We start from the raw sequence: 19,502 nt of genomic DNA, 5'->3' as shown, positions 1-19,502 counted from the left end.
GGTCGAACCAGGAGCTTAACTCGGTATATTTACTGTAAAAACGGGCGATAGGTGATGTGCTAGTGCATAAATTGTCAATAATTGAGAATTATACTCATCAACCCGGTATCTTAAGGTAATTAAATCAGGGAATCTCCGAAAGTGAAAAGCAGAAACCCGGTTTCACGGCGCAAGCGCGCCCAGAGTCCTGAACTAATCTTGACATTTTTTTCCGATCGCCTGTGGTTGCAATTATCACCTTTTTCTGATTATCGCAAACTCGATCGATGTTGTCCTGAGTTTGGCGATCGAATATCCTGTTGGGAGTACCTCTATTAAGATTTATTTTAATTTAGGCGATCGGCTTTTCTTGAGTTTTTTCTAGTTTTCTCGAATTCTCAACTTATCTGTTTTAAATTCGATTTAATCCAGATTTTTGAGCTATGGAATCATTTCGATTATTTTCCGGGCCTTCAAATTATTTTATGATATCGCTTCTATTTATTAAACTTATTGAAATCCACCTCATTCAAGCTGACTTTTTTGTCAAGCAGTTGGCTTTCTTTTTAGGCTCTGCTTAAATTAAACAAACAAAGCCGACTATCTAAGACTTTTTTATTTTCGATCGCTTTTGTTGTGATTTTTAACTGTTTTGATGAAAATATTTTACTTAACTATATATATCACATTTTCGGTTAAAGTCAAGGGATTTTAGGTTAAATCGGTGCTGAGACAGAAACCCAGTTTCTTAACATAATTAAGTGATGAAAGCAAGAGCGGTTAGAACAATCAACCGGGCTTCTTGAGTCGAGACTGCTTCAACAGTTGAGAGTTGAGAGTTGAGAGTTGACAGTTGACAGTTGACCATGGGAGAGCGACCTCTACCTAGAAGCAAGAGGATTGGAGTAATGAATAGTCTGATTTTAATTTCTCCCGATCGGGATTGAGGCTTTCAACCAATTCTTTCTGGTAAGTCCTATTGATGAAATTGTCTCACCCGAAATATTGAGGCTGTACATTTTTTTCGGGTGCACAAGGTGGATACTTTCTGCTGATTTGCTTAACCAGCATTCTTCAGTATGGTTTTGGCTTCCTGAATACTTTGCAAAACAAGTTTACCAGAATCATGAAAAGCGGCTCTTTCTGCATCGCTGAGTTCGAGTTCCAGTATCTGTTCGATGCCCTGATATCCCAAGCGGCAGGGAGCGCCTAAAAATATATCTTGCACGCCGTATTGACCGTCCAAATAAACTGAGCAAGGCAAGAGTCGCGACTGATTGAGTAAAATTGATTCTACCATCAAACAGGCGGAAGATGCGGGTGCAAAATAGGCGCTAGAATTCTTCATCAATCCTACTATTTCGGCGCCACCGTGGCGAGTCCGCTGTACGATGCGATCGATCGCCCCTGCATCCATCAGTTGAGCGATGGGAATGCCGTTGACTGTGGAATAGCGCGGCAAGGGAACCATCAAATCGCCGTGGGAACCGATGACTGTGGCGCACACTTCTGCAATGGAAACGCCCAATTCCATGGCAATAAAAGTTTGAAAGCGGGCGGAGTCGAGAATGCCGCCCATCCCCATAACTCGGTGTTTTGGCAAACCGGAAGCTTCCCAGGCTAGATATGTCATAATATCTAGGGGATTTGTGACTACAATTAAGATTGCTTGCGGGGAATGGGCGATCGCCTGTTTGGCAGCTTCTGTGACAATTTGAGCATTGATTTTAATTAAATCTTCGCGATTGATACCGGGTTTGCGCGGAATTCCGGCGGCAATGACGATGATATTTGAGTTGGCTGTATCTATATAATCATTTGTACCGACAATTTGGCGATCGTGCCGTTCGACTCCCCTGGCTTGCATCAAGTCCAAAGCAACGCCTTGCGGCCAACCTTCGACGATATCTAGCAATACTACATCTGCTAGATTTTTCTCGGCAATTCGTTGGGCTAAGGTGCTACCAACTTTGCCTGCACCAATAATTGAGACGCGGGTTGATGGGGAATTCATGCGATTTTAGATGCTAACTTTGAGACTTTAAGAATGAGCTTAATTGCGATCGAGTGCACTGTATGTAATCTACGTTACCTTTAAGTAGGTACGTAGTTGCGCTTCAGCGCTCTTTGGATTAGGTACGTAGTTGCGCTTTAGCGCTCTTTGGAGGCCTTGCTTAATGAGCGCATGAAATTGGATAACATGAAAATTCAGCTATATTGACTGACTGGCTTGTTTGATTTTTTCACATCAAGTCGTTCATACCGTTGCAGCAGCAACGCCCAGCACTCTTTTATATGTCAGGAACCTCAGCTATCAAGGCATGAGGCTTGAAAGAGAAATCCTTCAAGCCATTCTGACCAGATCACCTAGCAATAGGTAGCCGTTACTTGGGTCACGACACCCTGTGGATGCGAAGCTAGTCCCCTGCTCTGTCGCTAGTAGTTAAACAGTCTTAAGGTCACTGAGACAGTGCTGCTAGCCTAACAAGCTCTTGTAACAGGTCGAAGCTAACATTACCCCGCAAGGGAGGCTACTTCGGTAGCAAAACACTATGCGTACAGGACTGCGAGATTTGAAACGGTAACTGTCCCGTTGAAAGTGCAATACAAAAGTACACCGAGCTCTTGCAGTTCCAAGGCGGTAGTAGCAAAAAATGTAAAGCCGTCCTAAAAGAACGGGGTTTCAAACCCATTTTTTTTGATGAAAGAGCGCTGAAGCGCAACAACGTACCTAAGAGTTAAAAACCATCAGAAATAGTTTTAGTTACATCCGTGCCCGTAAGTTTACTTAAAATCTTCGAGTTGGTCTACGCGCAACCAAATATTCGGGGTGGGGACTTTGCCGAATTTAACGAAGGCGTAGTCGCCGCGAACATCCATCACTTCGCCTTTGCTTTCAAATAAATAGGAAGAAAAGCGTTGGTCGCTGGCTTGGGCTTCCAAACTATTTTCCAATTTTTCGCGGATAGCGCGGACTATGCTGCCTTTTTTGATTGCCATGACTTGCTCTATCTAGTTTATAAAACTATACAAATTTTAATCTAGATTTGTCTTGAAAACACTTTTTTCTGTTGACTTTTTTCTGTTGACTGTTGACTGTTGACTGCTGACTGCTAAGAGGGCGGGCACGGGGGCACCGCCCCTACAAACTGACTAATGACTAATGACTACTGACTATATTTGACAGGCGGGGCAGTAATGAGTCGATCGCCCTGCTAATTTTATCTTTTCGATGGTTGTAGAGCAAGTGCGGCAGGCTTGACCGGCGCGATTGTACACCCAAGCGACGCCGCCGTAGTTACCGTTGACGCCTTGGACGTTGAGAAAATTGCTAAAAGTGGTGCCGCCGTTTGCGATCGCCTGCTGTAAAACTTGAATAATAGCTGTATGAATGCGATCGATTTGCTCTCTTGTCAAATCCGCGCACAGAGTTGTCGGCATCACTCCCGACACAAACAAAGTTTCGTCTGCGTAAATATTGCCCAAACCCGCTACCAGTGACTGGTCTAGCAAAGCTGTTTTAATTGGTCGCGCCCGTCGGTGCAGCTTGCGGGCTAAATATTCTGTGGTAAATTCGTCGGAAAACGGTTCCGGGCCTAGGAGTTTCAGGCCGGTGATGACGCTGGAAACCTCGGTTTGTGAGGGGACGTACCACATTTGACCGAAGGTGCGTTGGTCTACAAACCGCAATTCTTGGTTTCCCTCAAGGAATAACCTAACTCGCGTGTGTTTGGGCAAAGGTTCGGATTGGTTTACCCACAACAATTGTCCGGTCATCCGCAGGTGAACGCCCAACCAGCCAGCGTTTGAGGGCAGAAGGGAGAAGGAAGAAGATTGAACAGAAGAACTGAAAGTTTGAGGTGAGAATTCTCCCACTCTCCCACTCTCCCCCTCTCCCCCTCTCCCACTCTCTCCCTGTCCCACTTTCGATTGCGATAGTTCTGCCAGGAGGTATTTGCCGCGCCTGTACCAAGATGCGATCGACTTTCCTTTGAGTTTTGTCAAAAAATCGGTCGCAGAGATTGAGCGGGCGATCGAGCTATTTAACAGCACGTCTCCGCCCAATATTTCGCGATCGAGGGTAAGTTGGTTCAAACCCCGGCAAATAGTCTCAACTTCTGGCAGTTCTGGCACAATTAGCGTTGCTCTGTTCCTTGATTTGGTTAGCCTTCTTTAGGAGTCAGTTGGTGGCTTGGCTGCTGGCTTGGCTGCTGCCTTTGCTGCTGGTGCTTTTCCGGCGGCCGGTGCTGCTGCTTTGGCTTTGGGGCCAGCGACTTCGATTAATTCGCCTTGGGCGAAGTTGTTGGTGTTGACGCCTGCATAATTTACGGTGTTAAAGCGAACGATAACTGGGTATTTAATGCCGCTTTGGTCTACCGTAGCAACGGTGCCGACTTCTTGATACCAGTAAGATTCTTTGCGGAGAATCCGGACTGTTGAACCGCGTTGAACCATGAGCTTTGTTTCCTTTGCGATGAATAAACGGATAAAGCCATTTTTTTTACTTTAGTCGATCGCGCGACGCATTTAAAGTCTGTAACGAAATTATTGTGTTCGGCGCCGTGTTTTGGTTGTTGGTTTGTAAAGAAAAGTAAACTTGTTTTGAGGGCGATCGCTGGAGGGTAAAAATAAATAAACGAACATTATCCGTTAAATGCAAGCTGTGCGATCGGGTTGATAAAAAAGTTTACAAATCGGAGAGTGGGGGCTGCTGGGGGTTGAGAACCCGGAGATCCACCCAACCAAGAGGGCTCTCACGGGGGCACTGCCCCTACAAGGGGGAATGGAAGCATTCTCAAAGTCCCCCTTTTTAAGGGGGATTTAGGGGGATCTAGACTTCGATACAAACGAGAGATACACAGGGTTTCAGTCTTCAGTTGAAAACCCGGAGATCCCCCCTAGCCCCCCCTGATAGTCGGGGGGGACAAGAGTATTCAAAGTCTCCTTTGTTAATCGGATTAATTAACGTTGTATTTAATTATCTGGCCGCGCTAAACTATTGCAAAGTATGGGAAATATTTAAATTATGTCGTTAGTTGATTTAGCTAATACTAAAGTTCGGGTAATTGGATGCAGTGCGGTGATGGCTGTTGGGCAAGTTATTTCAAATGCGATCGCCAATCCGGGAACACAAGCAGCAGCAGGGATGATTGGTGGCCCGATCGCACTTGGGGGAGTTTCGATCTTAGCAGCGATCTTCGGTGGTGTCGCGGGGAATATCGCGGCGAATGACTTGGGAAACCAGATGGCGGAAAAACTGGGGAAAAATCCGAATATTCTGGACAATCACGATTTGACTAAGGCGGCGGGGGAGGCGATCGGCTATATTTTGAGAGAGGTGGCGAAGTCGGATGAATTAATTGCGATCGCCGAAACCAAAAAACTGCCTTACCCAAAACAGGCTGTAGATGAATTAGCCGAAAAAACTCCCCAATATTGGCTGGACATTAACACGAAAGCGGTCGATTTGTCAAGGGGTTTAAACATTTCCGAAGACCAGCTAACCAAGATTTTTTCTGCGGATGTCGAGGAGTTCGATCGCGTTACCGGATTGACACCAGTAGATTGGGCAAGTTTCCTGCGGGAATTCGCGGCCAGCGAGGGCAAATCCTTCGATGCGGAAATCGTGGAATTTGTGGCGGACAAACTGTATGCAACTTTCCCGAAAGCGTACCGGGAAGTGCTGAAACTGGATGCGGCGAAGGGAGGAGAAAAGTTTGCGGCGATGCTGTTGAATCTTCACCAAATTGCTTTGGCAGAATTGAGAGATTTGGGGCTGCAAAATGGGGAGATTCTGCACAAATTGGAGGCTGTGGCGACGCAGCAGCAGATTTGTCAAGTGATGGTGAAATTGGAGGCGATCGAAATTGGTATTCGGGACGATTTGGCGCAGATTCAGAATTTGCTGGAACGATTTGTTGATACTGGTACGCCCCGATTGCCGCTTCCCTACGAGTGCGAAACGATTATTCAAGACCGGACTCAAGACTTTACCGGCCGCCGATTTGTGTTTGCAGCAATTGCCGAATTTTTGCAGAACAATCGCAAAGGCTATTTTGTTTTAGAAGCAGATCCGGGTGTCGGCAAAAGTTCAATTATGGCGAAGTTAGTGCTGCTGCTGAAGCGGCGCTGCGTTGCCCATTTTAACTCGCAATCTCAAGGCATTGTCCGCGCCGAACAATTTCTGGAAAATGCCTGCACTCAGTTAATTCGACGCTATCAACTAAATTACCCGCAACTGCCGGAAAATGCAACCAGAGATGGCAACTTTCTGAGTCGATTGTTGGGGGAAGTCAGCGCTAAATTGGGCGGCAAAAAGTTGATTATTGTCGTCGATGCCCTGGATGAAGTGGATCTGGGTTTGCAGGGGCGCGGCAGCAATGTTTTGTATTTGCCCGATGCTTTGCCCGATAACGTTTATTTTATTGTCTCGAAGCAGCCGAAAACTCTGCCTTTGCCAAATCATCAGGTTTTCGATTTGATGCAGTACAGTGCAGAAAGTTTGGCGGATGTCAAGGTTTATATTGACAAACGCACGGGGAACAGCGCGTCTATTCAGAGTTGGATTAACCGTCAAAATTTGCAGCGCGAACAGTTTGTGGCGGCGGTGGCGGAAAAAAGCCAGAATAATTTTATGTACCTGCGCTACGTGCTGAATGATATCGATAGCGGCAAGTATAGCGATGTGAATTTGCAAGATTTGCCGAGGGAGTTGGAAGGATATTATGACAAGCATTGGGCGCGGATGGAAATGGCGGTTAAAGATAAGGAATTGCGCCGCCGGAAGTTGAAGGTGATTTATTTGTTGACGAAAACTCGCAAGCCGGTTTGCTGCGATATTTTGGCGGATTTTGCTGAGGAAGATGCTTTGGATGTGCAGGAAGTTCTGGATGATTGGGAACAGTTTCTGCGGCGTAGCGGTGATAGTCCTCCCGATTACAGTATCTATCACGCGAGTTTCCAAAGATTTCTGCATCGTATAGATGTCGTGCAGAAGGCTGGGGTTTCGCTGCGGGATATTGAAACGGCGATTTCTGATAATTTGTGGGAGGATTTGTACGGCGATGAGTAAGTTTAAAGAACGGTTGGGGAAATTGTCGCCGAAAAAGCGGCTTTATGCTTTGGAAACTCTGCCGGGGCATTTGGCGGAGAGTGTTCAAGGGGAACGGCTGCATCAGTTGTTGACGGATTTTGATTTTATTGAGGCGAAGTTGGATGCGGTGGGAGTTCAAGGGTTAATTGAGGATTACGATTTGGCGAGGGTTTCTGATGTTTTGCTGTCGGAGGGGCAAACTGAAACTTTGCGGTTGATTCAAGGGGCGCTTCGGAAGTCGGCGCACGTTTTGGAGGAGGATAAAACACAGCTTGCAGGGCATTTATTGGGGAGATTGCTGGATTTTGAATTGCCTGAGATTCAGGGGATGTTGGAACAGGCAAAGCAGTGGAAAGATAGTGTTTGGTTGCGGCCTTTGAAGGCTAATTTAGAGAGATCGGGTGAAGGATGTCTGCGAACTCTCATCGGTCATACTAGCTATGTAAATGCAGTGGCGATCGCACCTGACGGCAAGACAGCGATTTCGGCTTCATCTGATAAAACCCTCAAAATCTGGGATACGGACAGAGGCAGGATACTTTTAACCCTCATCGATCATACTGACGAGGTATATGCAGTGGCGATCGCACCCGACGGAAAAACAGCGATTTCCGGTTCAGAAGATAAAACCCTGAAAATCTGGGACACCGAGACAGGCGCCGAACTTAGAACCCTCACGGGTCATACTCGCGGGGTAAATGCAGTGGCGATCGCACCTGACGGCAAAACCGCGATTTCCGCTTCCGATGATAAAAGCCTGAAAATCTGGGACACAGACAGCGGTCAGGAACTGAAAACTCTTACCGGTCATACTGACGAGGTATATGCAGTGGCGATCGCACCTGACGGCAAAACTGCGATTTCCGCTTCCGACGATCATACCCTAAAAATCTGGGACACAGAAAGCGGTACCCAACTGAGAACCCTCACCGGTCATACTAGCGGGGTAAATGCAGTGGCGATCGCACCTGACGGCAAGACAGTGATTTCGGCTTCCGATGATAAAAGCCTGAAAATCTGGGACACAGACAGCGGTCAAGAACTGAAAACTCTTATCGGTCATACTGGCTGGGTATGGGCAGTGGAGATCGCACCCGATGGAAAAACACCGATTTCCGCTTCCTCGGATGGTACCGTGAAAATCTGGGACCCAGATAGCGGCCGAGAACTGAAAACTCTCACCGATTTTAGTTCTGGGGTAGCAGGAGTGGCGATCGCACCTGACGGCAAAACAGCGATTTCCGCTTCCTTGAATAAAACCCTGAAAATCTGGGATATAGACAGCGGTCAAGAACTGAAAACTCTCACTGGTCATACTGACACGGTATATGCAGTGGCGATCGTACCCAATGGAAAAACACCGATTTCCGCATCCTCGCATGGTACCGTGAAAATCTGGGACCCAGATAGCGGCCGAGAACTGAAAACTCTCACCGATTTTAGTTCTGGGGTAGCAGGAGTGGCGATCGCACCTGACGGCAAAACAGCGATTTCCGCTTCCGATGATAAAAGTCTGAAAATCTGGGACATAGACAGCGGTCAAGAACTGAAAACTCTCACCGGTCATACTGGCGAGGTATATGCAGTGGCGATCGCACCTGACGGCAAACGAGCAATTTCTGCTTCAACCGATAAAACCCTAAAAGTCTGGGACATCGACAGTGGCAAAGAACTCAAAACTCTCACCGGTCATACTGACAGAGTAATGGCAGTCGCGATCGCACCCGATGGCAAAACAGTCATTTCGGCTTCATGGGATAAAACCATAAAAATTTGGGACATTGACAGTGGCATCAACATGAGAACTTTCACATCGGTAAATGAACTAGCGATCGCACTCGACGGTTTCACAGTGATTTCGGCTTCATGGGATAACACCCTAAAAATCTGGGAAACTGACAGTGATATAAAACTGAGAATTCTCACCGCTCATACTGGCTGGATAAATGGAGTCGCGATCGCACCAGACGGCAAGACAGCGATTTCCGCCTCAGGGGATAAAACCGTGAAAATCTGGGACACAGAAACTTGCACGGAACTGAGAACCCTCACCGGTCATACTAGCGAGGTAAATGCAGTGGCGATCGCACCAGACGGCAAAACCGCGATTTCCGCTTCAGGGGACAAAACCCTGAAAATCTGGAACACCGAAACCTGCATGGAACTGAGAACCCTGACCAGTCATACTAGCGAGGTAAATGCAGTGGCGATCGCCCCTAACGGCAAAATAGCAGTTTCCGCTTCATTGGATAAAACCCTGAAAATCTGGGATTTGCTTAGTGGCAAAGAGGTTGCTAGTTTCAGCGGAGATGCTGAGTTTAATTGCTGTGCGATCGCCCCTGATGGAGTGACAGTTGTAGCGGGCGATCGATCGGGCCGGGTGCATTTCCTGCGATTGGAGGGAGTTAAACAGTTGACAGTTGACAGTTGACAGTTGACAGCGTGGTTTTTGTCCACATCTGTGGGTTGTAGAAGAAACCCCGGCGGTTGGAAACCGCGTCTACACAAACAATGTCCGCCTCCGCGGACGAAGAGGGTATTCCCAGATGCAAAATCATCGGGTGAAATCTTCAACCCGCGGAGGCGGGTTTTGTCTGTGTAGCCGCGGTTTCAACCGCCGGGGTTTATGGTTTTTGGGTGGATGGGCGTTCGGGTTTTTGGGTGGATGGGCGATCGCATTTTTGTGGATGGGCGATCGCATTTTTGGGTGGATGGGCGATCGAATTTGAGAGAAATGTGCGATCGAATTTGAAATCGGAGGCGGTTGAAATCCCGGCGGTTAGAAACCGCGTCTACACAAACGATGTCCGCCTCCGCGGACGAAGAGGGTATTCCCAGATGCAAAATCATCGGGTGAAATCTTCAACCCGCGGAGGCGGGTTTTGTCTGTGTAGCCGCGGTTTCAACCGCCGGGGTTTTTGGGTTTCAACGGCCGGGTTTTTTGTGGATGGGCGATCGGGTTTTTTGTGGATGAGCGATCGAATTTGAGAGAAATGTGCGATCGGGTTTTTGGTGGATGGGCGATCGGGTTTTTGGTTGATGGGGGCGATCGGGTTTTTGGTTGATGGGGGCGATCGGGTTTTTGGTTGATGGGGGCGATCGGGTTTTTGGGTGGATGGGCGATCGGGTTTTTTGTGGATGGGCGATCGGCTATAATACAGAAAACTTGACAACAAAAATGACTGTCATGAGAGAGTTAATCCAACAAGAATTAGAAAAGTTCGATCGAGAACAACTCCAACAAGTATTTGAATTTATTACCTTCCTGAAATTCCGTGCCAGATTAGTGACTATTCCTGCGATCGATGAAACTAACTTAGCTGCACTCTACAGCGAATTTGCCGAAGAAGACCGACAACTTGCAGAACTTGGAATCAGCGAATATTCAGAACTCCTCAAACATGAGGATTTATCATGCCAATCAGACGAGGTGAAATCTGGATTGCCAACCTAGATCCCACACAAGGTTCCGAACAAGCAGGCGTGCGTCCCACAATTATTTTTCAAAACGATACTCTTTCGAGATACACCACTACTGTCATCAGTATTCCTCTCACCACAAATCTGCGCCGTGCATCTCTTCCTTCCTTCCTTCCTGTGTTTTGATTCCCGGCGGTGAGGGAGGATTGACTCAAGATTCTGTTGCATTGTGCCATCAACTGCGAGTTTTGGATAAAACAAGATTGCGAAATAAAATTGGTGAAGTCAATCCAGAGATACTGATACAATTAGAAAATATCGTATTATTTACCTTGGGTTACTTGCCTTAAAAAAGAGCGATCGAATCTTCAATCCGCTTTCCTCATGGGAATAAAAAGTATGGAATTTGGGAGAAATGTGCGATCGACTGTAAAATAACAATAAAAACACAGGAGTAATCGCCGTGAGCGTCACAACTGTAAAATGGACGGTTGCAGACTACCACCGCATCATTGCAGCCGGCATTCTGGAAGGACGAAAAGTTGAACTAATCGGTGGAGAAATAATCGAAATGGCTCCCGAAGGAGAATCTCATGCTTACTGTAGCGATGAGGCTGGAGAGTACCTAATGTACTTGCTAGGCGATCGGGCTAAAGTGCGACAAGGTAAGCCCATTACCTTGCCACTTAACAACTCCGAACCCGAACCAGATATCGCTGTAATTCAACGTTTGGGACAAAATTATCGAGAACATCATCCCTATCCAGAAAATATCTTTTGGCTGATAGAATACTCAAATTCTACTCTGACTAAAGACTTGGGAATCAAGAACAAAATTTACGCCGCCGCCGGGATTGCCGAGTATTGGGTTGTCAATTTGCGAACTATGGAATTAATCGTGTTTCGAGATCCTACCGATGCTGGCTATCAATTCAGAGAAACTCTGACTCACGGTAATATTAATCCCCTCGCTTTTCCAAATGTTTCAGTTGCGATCGATCGTTTATTCGGGAATTAGGTAAATGAGGTAGAAACACTCGGCGATTTCAACCGCTGGGTTTTTTGTATTCTAAAATCCCGAACCCTAAATCCCAAATCGAATGCCCCACACAACAGTAATACTCGCCATGAGTGCCGATGGCAAAATTACAGATACCGCCCTCACCGCCGCCAGATTCGGTTCAGCTAACGACAAATCCCACCTAGAACAACAAGTCGCAGCCAGTGACGCAGTTCTCTTCGGAAACGGCACTTTACGCGCCTATGGAACCACTCTGAGAGTAATTTCTCCCGATTTGCTAGAACAAAGGAAACTGCAAGGAAAGCCCCCACAACCCGTGCAAATTGTGTGTTCGCGATCGCGCCAATTTGACCCAAACTTGCGATTTTTCCAGCAACCGGTTCCCCGCTGGCTGCTAACTGGAAAAGACAGGGGGCTTTTTTGTGGGTGGGGGCGGGTTTATTTAGCCTGTCTGCACGCTTTAAAGCTGTTGGTGAACCCGCCCCTACAAGTTTTTGACAGTGGTGCAACATCTCTGTTCGATCGCACTTTAACCGCCAACACTATCGATGGCGAAATCGATTGGAACGATGCTTTTCAACAGCTAGAAACCCTCGGAATCAAACGTTTGGCAATTTTGGGAGGCGGAAAACTCGTCGCGTCTGTGCTGGCTGCGGGCTTGATAGACGAGCTCTGGCTGACGGTGTGCCCGCTAATTTTGGGCGGCGCGGATGCACCGACACCTGTGGAGGGAAAGGGTTTTTTAGCGCATTTAGCGCCGAAATTAGAGCTTTTGGCGGTAAAACAGGTGGGAGGTGAGGTGTTTTTGCATTATCGGTGCGATCGAGCGCAGAGTCAAAATACCCATAAATAGGGGAGTTGTATTAACTTAAATGAACAGGACTTACGCATTGAGAGTCTCAAAACTCGATCCCCCCTAACCCCCCTTAAGAAGGGGGGGACAAGAGTATTCAAAGTCGCCCTTTTTAAGCGGAAGACAAGAGTATTCTCAAAGTCGCCCTTTTTAAGGGGGGGACAAGAGTATTCTCAAAGTCCCCCTTCTTAAGGGGGATTTAGGGGGATCTCTGCGTAAGTCTTGACAAAGTTCGATCGCTCTACGCTCAAATCTCCCTATGCTGAAACAGCCGAAACCTCAATATTCTGTAGCCTGGATTAGCAAACTAGCAGATATCCCCCAAGCATCGTGGGATGCCTTGGCGATGCCACTCAAAACGCCTTTTATGGAATGGGATTGGCTGAATAATCTCGAAACTTCCGGTAGCGCCACAGGTAACAATGGTTGGTTGCCGCATCACTTGACAGTCTGGCGAGACAAACAGTTGATTGCTTGCGCGCCGCTTTATGTCAAAAGTCACAGTTATGGCGAATTTGTATTCGACAATCAGTGGGCCGATTTAGCTCAGCGTTTGGGTATTGAATACTATCCGAAATTGATGGGAATGACACCGTTTACTCCCGCTGAAGGCTATCGATTTTTGATTGCGGATGGGGAAGATGAAGATGAGTTAACTGGGATAATGGTAAGTGCGATCGACCATTTTTGCGATCGCCACAATATCTCTGGTTGCAATTTCCTGTATGTCGATCCAGAATGGCGGCAGCGCATGGAAAAACACGGTTTCAGCGCTTGGCTGCACCACAGTTATATTTGGCAAAATCAAGGCTATGAAAATTTTGACGGTTATTTAGGCGCTTTTAATGCCAACCAGCGCCGCAATATCAAACGCGAACGCAAGGCTGTTGACAAAGCTGGTTTGTTGCTGAAAACTCTGACGGGTGATGAAATTCCCCAACCGATGTTTGGGCAAATGTATGCTTTTTATGAGAATACTTGCGATAAGTTTGGTTGGTGGGGTAGCAAGTATCTGACTAAGCGGTTTTTTGAACAGTTGCACCACAATTATCGCGATCGCGTTTTGTTTGTCGCCGCCTACGATAAGGAAGATGAGAGACAGCCGATGGGAATGTCTTTTTGTCTGTATAAGGGCGATCGAATGTACGGACGTTATTGGGGCAGTTTGCAGGAAATTGACTGCTTGCACTTCGATGCTTGTTACTATACACCGATCGAATGGGCGATCGATCGCGGCATCAAAACCTTCGATCCGGGTGCCGGCGGGCGGCACAAAAAACGGCGCGGCTTTCCAGCAACGCCAAATTATAGTTTGCACCGATTTTATAACAACCGTCTAGCGCAAATTCTCAAGTCTTATATCGGTCAAATCAACGAAAGAGAACAGGAAGAAATTGATGCAGTAAATGAGGATTTACCATTTACTAAGTTACCTCCTTTGTCACTCGGCGATTGAAATTGCTGCTGTGCAATCGATTACTTTCGGGGTAGGGAAATGGCATTGCCGTCTGGGGCCTTGCTAGGTTGTCGATGATTGTAGATGTCGCACTTGCGACGGTAATTTCATCATCCAATTTGGTTGATTTTGCCCATGACCCGAAATCATGGCACGGCAGTGCCGTTTCCCTAAAATTAATTTGATATTAGTTATTAGTTATTGTTAGCACCTAACTAATGACTAATCACTAATGACTAATGACTAATCACTAATAACTAATAACCAATAACCAATAACCAATAACTAATGACTAATTCAAGAATACTCGCCCGTCTTCTTGAATTTCCATCGATTTTGTATCGATGCCCAAGTCGGTTGTCGCGCCGAAATTTACTTGCAACATTCCTGTCGTCGCTGTGGCTTGCGGGCGAACCAGCATCAATCCGCCGTCTGGACGTTGGTAGGTGAGGGTGATTGGCACTTTGATGTTTGTGAGTACAATTTCCGATTGTTCGCCCAAAGTGCGCGGTGGGGTAAGGCCCACTACTTGATAATTGATGACTGCATTGGTGGTATTCACCAGTTTAATTACTACCATACCGGATGTCGGCGTCACTCGCGCAGCGGGCATCGGGAAGCGGGGTGGCGCGTCTGTTGTTGCAGGTTTTGAGGGCATCCCGTTGGGGCTGGGACTTACAGCGGGACTCGGTTCGGAAACGGGCTTTCCTGTTCCCGGAGTGGCTGCGGGACTCGGTTGGGAAACGGGTTTTCCTTGTTGGGGCGGGGGGCCGCCTGCTTGGGAAAGTGTGGCTAGACTGACGAGTAAACCGCCGCAGGTGGCTGCTAGCAAGCTGATTTTGTTCAACGGTTGATTGTGGCGAAACATAAATAACTCCTCACAAGTTCGATCGAGATTTCCAACAAAGTTTATGTTAGTCTATGCCCGAATTGAATTTTAATAGCTGGTTATGCGCCCGAGGTACAAATAATCAGGGTTTGAGGGGGAGATTTTTTTAACCGCAGAGGGCGCAGAGGGCGCAGAGGAAGAGGGGAAGAGGGAGGTTTTAGGGGCGAGATGTTTCTAATCAGGGTTTGAGGGGGAGATTTTTTAACCACAGAGGGCGCAGAGGGCGCAGGGGAAGAGGGGAAGTTTTAGGGGCGAGATGTTTCTAATTTGTGGGCGGGGATGGTTACGGTAACAGCGGTTCCCCGATCGACTTGGCTGTCAATCCGGATTTGGCCGCGGTGGTTTTCGACAATGGCTTTGGCTATGGCTAATCCTAAACCGGAACCGGCGGCGCTGCGGTGGGTGCGGGCGGGATCTGCGCGGTAAAATCGATCGAACAAATGCGGTAGCGCTTCCGGGGAAATCCCCATTCCGGTGTCTGTGACTTTGATTTGCAGTGCAGAATTGATTGGCGACGAATTTCTTTTGTTTTTAGCTGCCAACTGCAATTCTACTTCAATTTCCCCGCCAGAGGGCGTGTACTGTACGGCGTTGCTGACAATATTGGTAAACAGTCGCGCTAGTTGATCCCAGTCGCCTAAAACTGTAAAGTTATTTTCTGTGTCGGGCGAATCGATTATTTCCAAACAGAGAGAGAGATTTTGGGTAAGGGCGATCGCGAGTTGTTCTTCAATTACCTCCATCAACAAAGCATCGAGAGGAACATCAACCCACTGCTGCTGCACGATTCCGCTGTCTTGTCTGGCTAAAAATAGCAAATCGTCAACCAACCGCCCCAAACGGCGCGTCAGGCGTTCGATAACCTGTAGCTGTTGGTGTTGCTGCGGTTCGATGTCGGGTTCGGCCAAGGCTACTTGGACATTTGTTTGAATAGTGGCGATCGGATTTCTGAGTTCGTGGGAAGCATCGGCGGTAAACTGTTTGAGACGACTGTAAGATTCTCGCACAGGTGCGATCGCCAATCCTGACAGCAACCAGCCAATAGCCGCCACGCAAATTAAAGTTAAACTCGCGCCCAAAATCAAATCAAAAATTAATTGGCGGATCGGTTTTGTCACTTCAAACCAAGGATGGCTGACTCGCAAATATCCCAAAACTTGGCGGCCGATTTCCACCCGCTGCGTAACTTGTCTGAGAGAATAGTTTTGATCCTGCAACTTATTATTAATTATCCAAACCGTTTCGCCCGTGCGATTAGCGCGAATCGGAACATTCAGCGGTTCCGACAAAGTAGACCACAGCAACTCGCCCGTAGGACTGAACCATTCTAAATCAATGTGGTCGTCTTCTACTGCATCCGTGCTGTCTCGAAAACTCTTTTGAATATTAACTTGCAACTTAGTTTTAGCACCCCTACTCGAAGAAGTTATCGGTTCGATCGCGAGAGTTCGCTCTACTATTTCTACAACGTGATTGAGAGTATCGTCGATGCGATCGATCAAAGTATTGCGAACGTAGAAATAGAAACCTGTGGCGAATACAAGTAACAACACGGCAGTAACGGCAGTGTACCAAATAGCAAGGCGGCGGCGAGTAGTTTGAAACATGGGAATTTTGGAAATAACGAACCGCGAAGACGCAAAGAGCGCGAAGTAAGAAAAGAGGAAGAGAATTTTAAAGGGATGTTGAAGTAATAACTATTAACCAACCATTCACAAGTATAACGCTCTGCGAGTGCATCTGGTATTTTGCAATGGTTCTCGCATTCCGGCAGACAATTTATTAGTAACAACCACATATTTACTGCCACAATGCTAGAGTCCCTAGGAATATATTTGCAAAAATGAGATGCGCCTTGCTCTGTTCTTCTATTCTTATCTTCCTTTGCGCCCTTCGCGACGAAAGCGGTTCGTTTTAAATCTCAAATCCATGCTACCCGGTTAACCGACCCGACAGAGTGAGGAAATCCGATTGACACGACCTGCGTATTTGATGAGAAAATAAATGAATTAAACTGCTTAATATTAAAGGATGAACGTTATCAATGGCAATTAAAGACCAGCCCCAACCCCCTCGTTTTCGGCAAATCAGCAATATCGTGTTATTGCTATCAAGCTTGTTTCTGCTAGCAAACATCTTTTTGCCCAATTTGTTCGGCCCCCAAATTCCCCAAGTGCCTTACAGTTTGTTCGTCCATCAAGTCCAAGAACAAGATGTAGTTAGAGCTTCGGTAGGTCAAAATGAAATTCGCTACCAACTCAAAGGCGAAGGCGACAAACCAGGACAAGTTTTGTCAACTACGCCAATTTTTGACCTGGAACTGCCTAAACTTTTGCAAGAAAAAGGCGTTGAATTTGCGGCAACTCCGCCTTCTAAAAATGGCTGGATTGGCAGTGTTTTAAGCTGGGTAGTGCCGCCGCTGATTTTTGTGGCGATTTTTCAATTTTTCATGAACCGGGGCGGTGGCGGGCCGCAGGGTGCGCTGTCGATCGGCAAAAGCAAGGCTAAGGTCTACGTGGAAGGAGACTCGGCGAAAATTACGTTTGCTGATGTCGCTGGAGTAGAAGAGGCTAAAACAGAATTAGTTGAGGTTGTTGAGTTCCTGAAAACTCCCGACAGATTTACGGCAATTGGCGCGCGAATTCCGAAGGGTGTGCTGTTAGTCGGGCCGCCGGGAACTGGCAAAACGCTGTTAGCCAAAGCAGTGGCTGGTGAAGCTGGTGTGCCGTTTTTTAGCATCTCCGGTTCGGAGTTTGTCGAACTGTTTGTCGGTGTTGGTTCTGCGAGAGTCCGAGATTTATTCGAGCAGGCTAAGAAGCAAGCTCCTTGTATTATTTTCATTGATGAATTGGATGCGATCGGCAAATCTCGGAGCAGTAATGCGGCCTTTGGTGGCAATGATGAACGGGAACAAACTCTGAATCAACTATTAACTGAAATGGACGGTTTTGCTGCGGGCAATACTACCGTAATTGTGCTCGCTGCAACGAACCGCCCGGAAAGTTTGGATGCTGCTTTGTTGCGCCCGGGCCGTTTCGATCGCCAAGTTTTGGTCGATCGCCCGGATTTATCTGGCCGCGAAGCAATTTTGAACATTCACTCGCAAAAAGTGAAGTTGGGCCCGGATATTGACTTAAAGGCCGTCGCCACTCGTACCCCCGGTTTTTCGGGCGCAGACTTGGCAAATTTGGTCAATGAAGCTGCCTTGCTAGCTGCCCGTAACAAGCGCCTCACTGTGGCACAGGAAGACTTTTATGAGGCATTTGAGCGCGTTGTAGCTGGCTTGGAAAAGAAAAGTCGCGTGCTCAACGAAAAGGAGAAAAAGATTGTGGCTTATCACGAAGTCGGGCACGCCATGGTTGGCGCTGTGATGACTGGTGGCGGCGAAGTGTCGAAAATCTCGATCGTCCCGCGCGGTATGGCTGCATTGGGTTACACGTTGCAAGTACCGACTGAAGATCGTTTCTTGTTGGACGAGTCGGAATTGCGCGGTCAAATTGCTACACTACTTGGAGGGCGATCGGCTGAGGAAGTCGTGTTTGGTAGCATCACTACCGGCGCTTCCAATGACTTGCAAAGAGCGACGGATTTAGCAGAGAGAATGGTGACAACTTACGGGATGAGTAAGGTGTTGGGGCCTCTAGCTTACGATCGCGGCCAACAAGCAATGTTCCTCAACGATGGTATGGGAAATGCACGTCGCGCGGTGAGTGCTCAAACTGCGGAGGCGATCGATCAAGAAGTCAAAGAGATTGTGGAAACTGCACACCAGCACGCTTTGGATATTCTGAAATCCAATCGGGAATTGTTGGAAACAATCACGCAGCAACTGTTAGAAACTGAGGTAGTTGAAGGTGAGGCTTTGCACAAATTACTGGCTGAAGTGCTGCCTTTAGATAAGGTTGTGGCTTGAGTTTCACAGAGTTGAGTTAAACGATAGATTAACGCAGATGAGTCCAAATCATCTGCGTTTTTTGATATCTCTTAAATCGTAAATTGTCAAGCAGAAGGCTTCGGAGCAGGTGCCCCTCGCAGCATTCCTTCTGTACTGAGGTCTTCATCGATTTCTTCCCAGTGAATGCCATAGCCTCCTCCACATACTTCCCATTTTGCCCTTTGATCGGGAGTTGCATTAAACAATCTGGGATACCAAATTAAAGGCACGGTAATGATTCGTCCATCCATCAAATCAACGCTAATTGTGTCTTCGGTAAAATGAATTTCCTTAACTCTCTCGTCCGCTCGAATCGCCAAAATACCCATACCAAGCCTCCAATAGCATTTGTTGATTTTCTTGTACTACCGACTGTATTTTCCGAAGTTCTTTAGCATTAAACCCAAGGTTGTTTGCCAAACTGACTGGCTCCAACCAAAATTTTACCGATGATTTGTCTCGGTCAATGTGAACATGAGGTGGTTCATTCGGTTCATGGCTGTAAAAGTAAAGTCGGTAAGGGCCTACTAGTAAAATAGTTGGCATAATTCCAGGTTATACAACATTTTAATGCGAATTTCTGTATCTTGTCTTTTTTTATGCTTCTTCGATGACACGGCTTTTGTAAAATTTTCTCATTGATTCCTTGGTAATAATAGCATGAGAAGGTTCATCTTTTGGTAACTCACCTCTAGCATTAATCCAAGGATCTTCGCGTCGCACCATCAATTCTAACTCATAAGATGATTGGGCGGTTGAAACCGCTTCTACACAAACAAAGTCTGCCTCCGCAGACTAAAAAATAAAGGAGTTATTTAAGCCAGATTTGGTATAATTGAAATTTTACCCTCTGTCAA

At 47.0% G+C, this 19,502-nt stretch carries 23 protein-coding genes; 12 read left to right on the top strand and 11 right to left on the bottom strand.

From position 1 onward, the window contains the following. Positions 1-141: 141 nt before the first annotated feature. Positions 142-318: a hypothetical protein gene (locus QZ918_RS11155; protein WP_293334676.1), complete on the top strand. Its 177-nt coding sequence runs from the start codon at positions 142-144 to the stop codon at positions 316-318. 418 nt (positions 319-736) lie between these two features. Here the strand turns inward: QZ918_RS11155 and QZ918_RS11150 are convergent, their stop codons facing one another. The 5 genes from QZ918_RS11150 to QZ918_RS11130 all read right to left on the bottom strand — a co-directional run bounded on the left by QZ918_RS11150 (position 737) and on the right by QZ918_RS11130 (position 4,434). Continuing rightward, positions 737-874: a hypothetical protein gene (locus QZ918_RS11150; protein WP_293145762.1), complete on the bottom strand. Its 138-nt coding sequence runs from the start codon at positions 872-874 to the stop codon at positions 737-739. Positions 875-1,039: 165 nt separating this feature from the next. After that, positions 1,040-1,993 carry a malate dehydrogenase gene (gene mdh / locus QZ918_RS11145; protein ID WP_293334673.1) on the bottom strand — a complete coding sequence of 318 codons (954 nt, stop codon included), beginning with the start codon at positions 1,991-1,993 and terminating at the stop codon, positions 1,040-1,042. Between the two features lie 770 nt (positions 1,994-2,763). Beyond that, entirely contained in the window at positions 2,764-2,979 is a 216-nt protein-coding gene (locus tag QZ918_RS11140) for an NAD(P)H-quinone oxidoreductase subunit O (protein WP_293334670.1), read from the bottom strand. A gap of 174 nt (positions 2,980-3,153) precedes the next feature. Continuing rightward, positions 3,154-4,113 carry a DNA-formamidopyrimidine glycosylase gene (locus tag QZ918_RS11135; protein WP_293334667.1) on the bottom strand — a complete coding sequence of 320 codons (960 nt, stop codon included), beginning with the start codon at positions 4,111-4,113 and terminating at the stop codon, positions 3,154-3,156. Positions 4,114-4,152: 39 nt separating this feature from the next. Then, positions 4,153-4,434 (bottom strand): photosystem I reaction center subunit IV, encoded by a 282-nt coding sequence (locus QZ918_RS11130; RefSeq protein ID WP_293334664.1) that lies wholly within the window; start codon positions 4,432-4,434, stop codon positions 4,153-4,155. A 571-nt stretch (positions 4,435-5,005) separates the two neighbouring features. Here QZ918_RS11130 and QZ918_RS11125 point away from each other — a divergent pair. Then, positions 5,006-7,051 (top strand): P-loop domain-containing protein, encoded by a 2,046-nt coding sequence (locus tag QZ918_RS11125; RefSeq protein WP_293334661.1) that lies wholly within the window; start codon positions 5,006-5,008, stop codon positions 7,049-7,051. Beyond that, positions 7,044-9,503: a hypothetical protein gene (locus tag QZ918_RS11120; protein ID WP_293334658.1), complete on the top strand. Its 2,460-nt coding sequence runs from the start codon at positions 7,044-7,046 to the stop codon at positions 9,501-9,503. Before QZ918_RS11125 ends, QZ918_RS11120 begins: the two co-directional genes overlap by 8 nt. On the opposite strand, the gene QZ918_RS11115 is transcribed toward QZ918_RS11120, so the two are convergent. After that, on the bottom strand, positions 9,478-9,630 hold the full coding sequence (locus QZ918_RS11115) for a hypothetical protein (protein WP_293334655.1): 153 nt from the start codon (positions 9,628-9,630) through the stop codon (positions 9,478-9,480). The genes QZ918_RS11120 and QZ918_RS11115 overlap by 26 nt on opposite strands. Before the next feature lie 68 nt (positions 9,631-9,698). On the opposite strand from QZ918_RS11115, the gene QZ918_RS11110 reads away from it, so the two are divergent. From QZ918_RS11110 to QZ918_RS11075, 8 genes are all read left to right on the top strand, one after another. Then, positions 9,699-9,824, top strand: coding sequence for a hypothetical protein (locus QZ918_RS11110; RefSeq protein ID WP_293334652.1), 126 nt, complete (start codon positions 9,699-9,701; stop codon positions 9,822-9,824). 166 nt (positions 9,825-9,990) lie between these two features. After that, complete coding sequence (locus tag QZ918_RS11105; RefSeq protein WP_293334649.1) at positions 9,991-10,137, top strand: hypothetical protein; 147 nt, start codon at positions 9,991-9,993, stop codon at positions 10,135-10,137. After that, on the top strand, positions 10,137-10,526 hold the full coding sequence (locus QZ918_RS11100) for a hypothetical protein (RefSeq protein WP_293334646.1): 390 nt from the start codon (positions 10,137-10,139) through the stop codon (positions 10,524-10,526). The genes QZ918_RS11105 and QZ918_RS11100 overlap by 1 nt, the downstream gene beginning before the upstream one ends. Continuing rightward, positions 10,487-10,678: a type II toxin-antitoxin system PemK/MazF family toxin gene (locus QZ918_RS11095; RefSeq protein WP_293334643.1), complete on the top strand. Its 192-nt coding sequence runs from the start codon at positions 10,487-10,489 to the stop codon at positions 10,676-10,678. Before QZ918_RS11100 ends, QZ918_RS11095 begins: the two co-directional genes overlap by 40 nt. Then, complete coding sequence (locus QZ918_RS11090; RefSeq protein WP_367275312.1) at positions 10,675-10,842, top strand: type II toxin-antitoxin system PemK/MazF family toxin; 168 nt, start codon at positions 10,675-10,677, stop codon at positions 10,840-10,842. Before QZ918_RS11095 ends, QZ918_RS11090 begins: the two co-directional genes overlap by 4 nt. A gap of 113 nt (positions 10,843-10,955) precedes the next feature. Further along, positions 10,956-11,510: a Uma2 family endonuclease gene (locus tag QZ918_RS11085; RefSeq protein ID WP_293145803.1), complete on the top strand. Its 555-nt coding sequence runs from the start codon at positions 10,956-10,958 to the stop codon at positions 11,508-11,510. An 82-nt stretch (positions 11,511-11,592) separates the two neighbouring features. Further along, a complete protein-coding gene (locus QZ918_RS11080; protein WP_293334640.1) occupies positions 11,593-12,366 on the top strand; it encodes a RibD family protein in 774 nt (257 codons plus the stop codon). A 259-nt stretch (positions 12,367-12,625) separates the two neighbouring features. Further along, a complete protein-coding gene (locus QZ918_RS11075) occupies positions 12,626-13,822 on the top strand; it encodes a GNAT family N-acetyltransferase (protein ID WP_293334636.1) in 1,197 nt (398 codons plus the stop codon). Positions 13,823-14,114: 292 nt separating this feature from the next. Here the strand turns inward: QZ918_RS11075 and QZ918_RS11070 are convergent, their stop codons facing one another. Together QZ918_RS11070 and QZ918_RS11065 are read right to left on the bottom strand one after the other, a co-directional pair. Continuing rightward, entirely contained in the window at positions 14,115-14,690 is a 576-nt protein-coding gene (locus QZ918_RS11070) for a hypothetical protein (RefSeq protein WP_293334633.1), read from the bottom strand. Between the two features lie 266 nt (positions 14,691-14,956). Beyond that, positions 14,957-16,318 carry a sensor histidine kinase gene (locus QZ918_RS11065; protein ID WP_293334630.1) on the bottom strand — a complete coding sequence of 454 codons (1,362 nt, stop codon included), beginning with the start codon at positions 16,316-16,318 and terminating at the stop codon, positions 14,957-14,959. Between the two features lie 437 nt (positions 16,319-16,755). Here QZ918_RS11065 and ftsH4 point away from each other — a divergent pair, with 437 nt between their 5' ends. Then, positions 16,756-18,624, top strand: a complete 1,869-nt coding sequence (ftsH4, locus tag QZ918_RS11060) for an ATP-dependent zinc metalloprotease FtsH4 (protein ID WP_293334627.1) — start codon at positions 16,756-16,758, stop codon at positions 18,622-18,624. An 86-nt stretch (positions 18,625-18,710) separates the two neighbouring features. On the opposite strand, the gene QZ918_RS11055 is transcribed toward ftsH4, so the two are convergent. The 3 genes from QZ918_RS11055 to QZ918_RS11045 are packed head-to-tail and all read right to left on the bottom strand — an operon-like array spanning position 18,711 to position 19,371. Next, positions 18,711-18,974 carry a DUF2442 domain-containing protein gene (locus tag QZ918_RS11055; protein ID WP_293334624.1) on the bottom strand — a complete coding sequence of 88 codons (264 nt, stop codon included), beginning with the start codon at positions 18,972-18,974 and terminating at the stop codon, positions 18,711-18,713. After that, positions 18,937-19,191 carry a DUF4160 domain-containing protein gene (locus QZ918_RS11050; RefSeq protein WP_293334621.1) on the bottom strand — a complete coding sequence of 85 codons (255 nt, stop codon included), beginning with the start codon at positions 19,189-19,191 and terminating at the stop codon, positions 18,937-18,939. Before QZ918_RS11050 ends, QZ918_RS11055 begins: the two co-directional genes overlap by 38 nt. Positions 19,192-19,242: 51 nt before the next feature. After that, positions 19,243-19,371 (bottom strand): hypothetical protein, encoded by a 129-nt coding sequence (locus tag QZ918_RS11045; protein WP_293145825.1) that lies wholly within the window; start codon positions 19,369-19,371, stop codon positions 19,243-19,245. Positions 19,372-19,502 lie beyond the last annotated feature (131 nt).

This window comes from Microcoleus sp. CAWBG58 (genome assembly GCF_020883045.1).
GTDB lineage: Bacteria > Cyanobacteriota > Cyanobacteriia > Cyanobacteriales > Microcoleaceae > Microcoleus.
The sequence above is the reverse complement of the archived record's forward strand: the minus strand, read 5'-3'. Positions and strand labels throughout refer to the sequence as shown.

Bases quoted from the DNA above. Each gene is read 5' to 3' on its own strand.
- mdh (WP_293334673.1), bottom strand. From the start codon at position 1,993: ATGAATTCCCCATCAACCCGCGTCTCAATTATTGGTGCAGGCAAAGTT.
- QZ918_RS11140 (WP_293334670.1), bottom strand. From the start codon at position 2,979: ATGGCAATCAAAAAAGGCAGCATAGTCCGCGCTATCCGCGAAAAATTG.
- QZ918_RS11130 (WP_293334664.1), bottom strand. From the start codon at position 4,434: ATGGTTCAACGCGGTTCAACAGTCCGGATTCTCCGCAAAGAATCTTAC.
- QZ918_RS11125 (WP_293334661.1), top strand. From the start codon at position 5,006: ATGTCGTTAGTTGATTTAGCTAATACTAAAGTTCGGGTAATTGGATGC.
- QZ918_RS11120 (WP_293334658.1), top strand. From the start codon at position 7,044: ATGAGTAAGTTTAAAGAACGGTTGGGGAAATTGTCGCCGAAAAAGCGG.
- QZ918_RS11115 (WP_293334655.1), bottom strand. From the start codon at position 9,630: ATGATTTTGCATCTGGGAATACCCTCTTCGTCCGCGGAGGCGGACATT.
- QZ918_RS11110 (WP_293334652.1), top strand. From the start codon at position 9,699: ATGGTTTTTGGGTGGATGGGCGTTCGGGTTTTTGGGTGGATGGGCGAT.
- QZ918_RS11100 (WP_293334646.1), top strand. From the start codon at position 10,137: ATGGGGGCGATCGGGTTTTTGGTTGATGGGGGCGATCGGGTTTTTGGG.
- QZ918_RS11095 (WP_293334643.1), top strand. From the start codon at position 10,487: ATGCCAATCAGACGAGGTGAAATCTGGATTGCCAACCTAGATCCCACA.
- QZ918_RS11080 (WP_293334640.1), top strand. From the start codon at position 11,593: ATGCCCCACACAACAGTAATACTCGCCATGAGTGCCGATGGCAAAATT.
- QZ918_RS11075 (WP_293334636.1), top strand. From the start codon at position 12,626: ATGCTGAAACAGCCGAAACCTCAATATTCTGTAGCCTGGATTAGCAAA.
- QZ918_RS11070 (WP_293334633.1), bottom strand. From the start codon at position 14,690: ATGTTTCGCCACAATCAACCGTTGAACAAAATCAGCTTGCTAGCAGCC.
- QZ918_RS11065 (WP_293334630.1), bottom strand. From the start codon at position 16,318: ATGTTTCAAACTACTCGCCGCCGCCTTGCTATTTGGTACACTGCCGTT.
- ftsH4 (WP_293334627.1), top strand. From the start codon at position 16,756: ATGGCAATTAAAGACCAGCCCCAACCCCCTCGTTTTCGGCAAATCAGC.
- QZ918_RS11055 (WP_293334624.1), bottom strand. From the start codon at position 18,974: ATGGGTATTTTGGCGATTCGAGCGGACGAGAGAGTTAAGGAAATTCAT.
- QZ918_RS11050 (WP_293334621.1), bottom strand. From the start codon at position 19,191: ATGCCAACTATTTTACTAGTAGGCCCTTACCGACTTTACTTTTACAGC.
- QZ918_RS11045 (WP_293145825.1), bottom strand. From the start codon at position 19,371: ATGGTGCGACGCGAAGATCCTTGGATTAATGCTAGAGGTGAGTTACCA.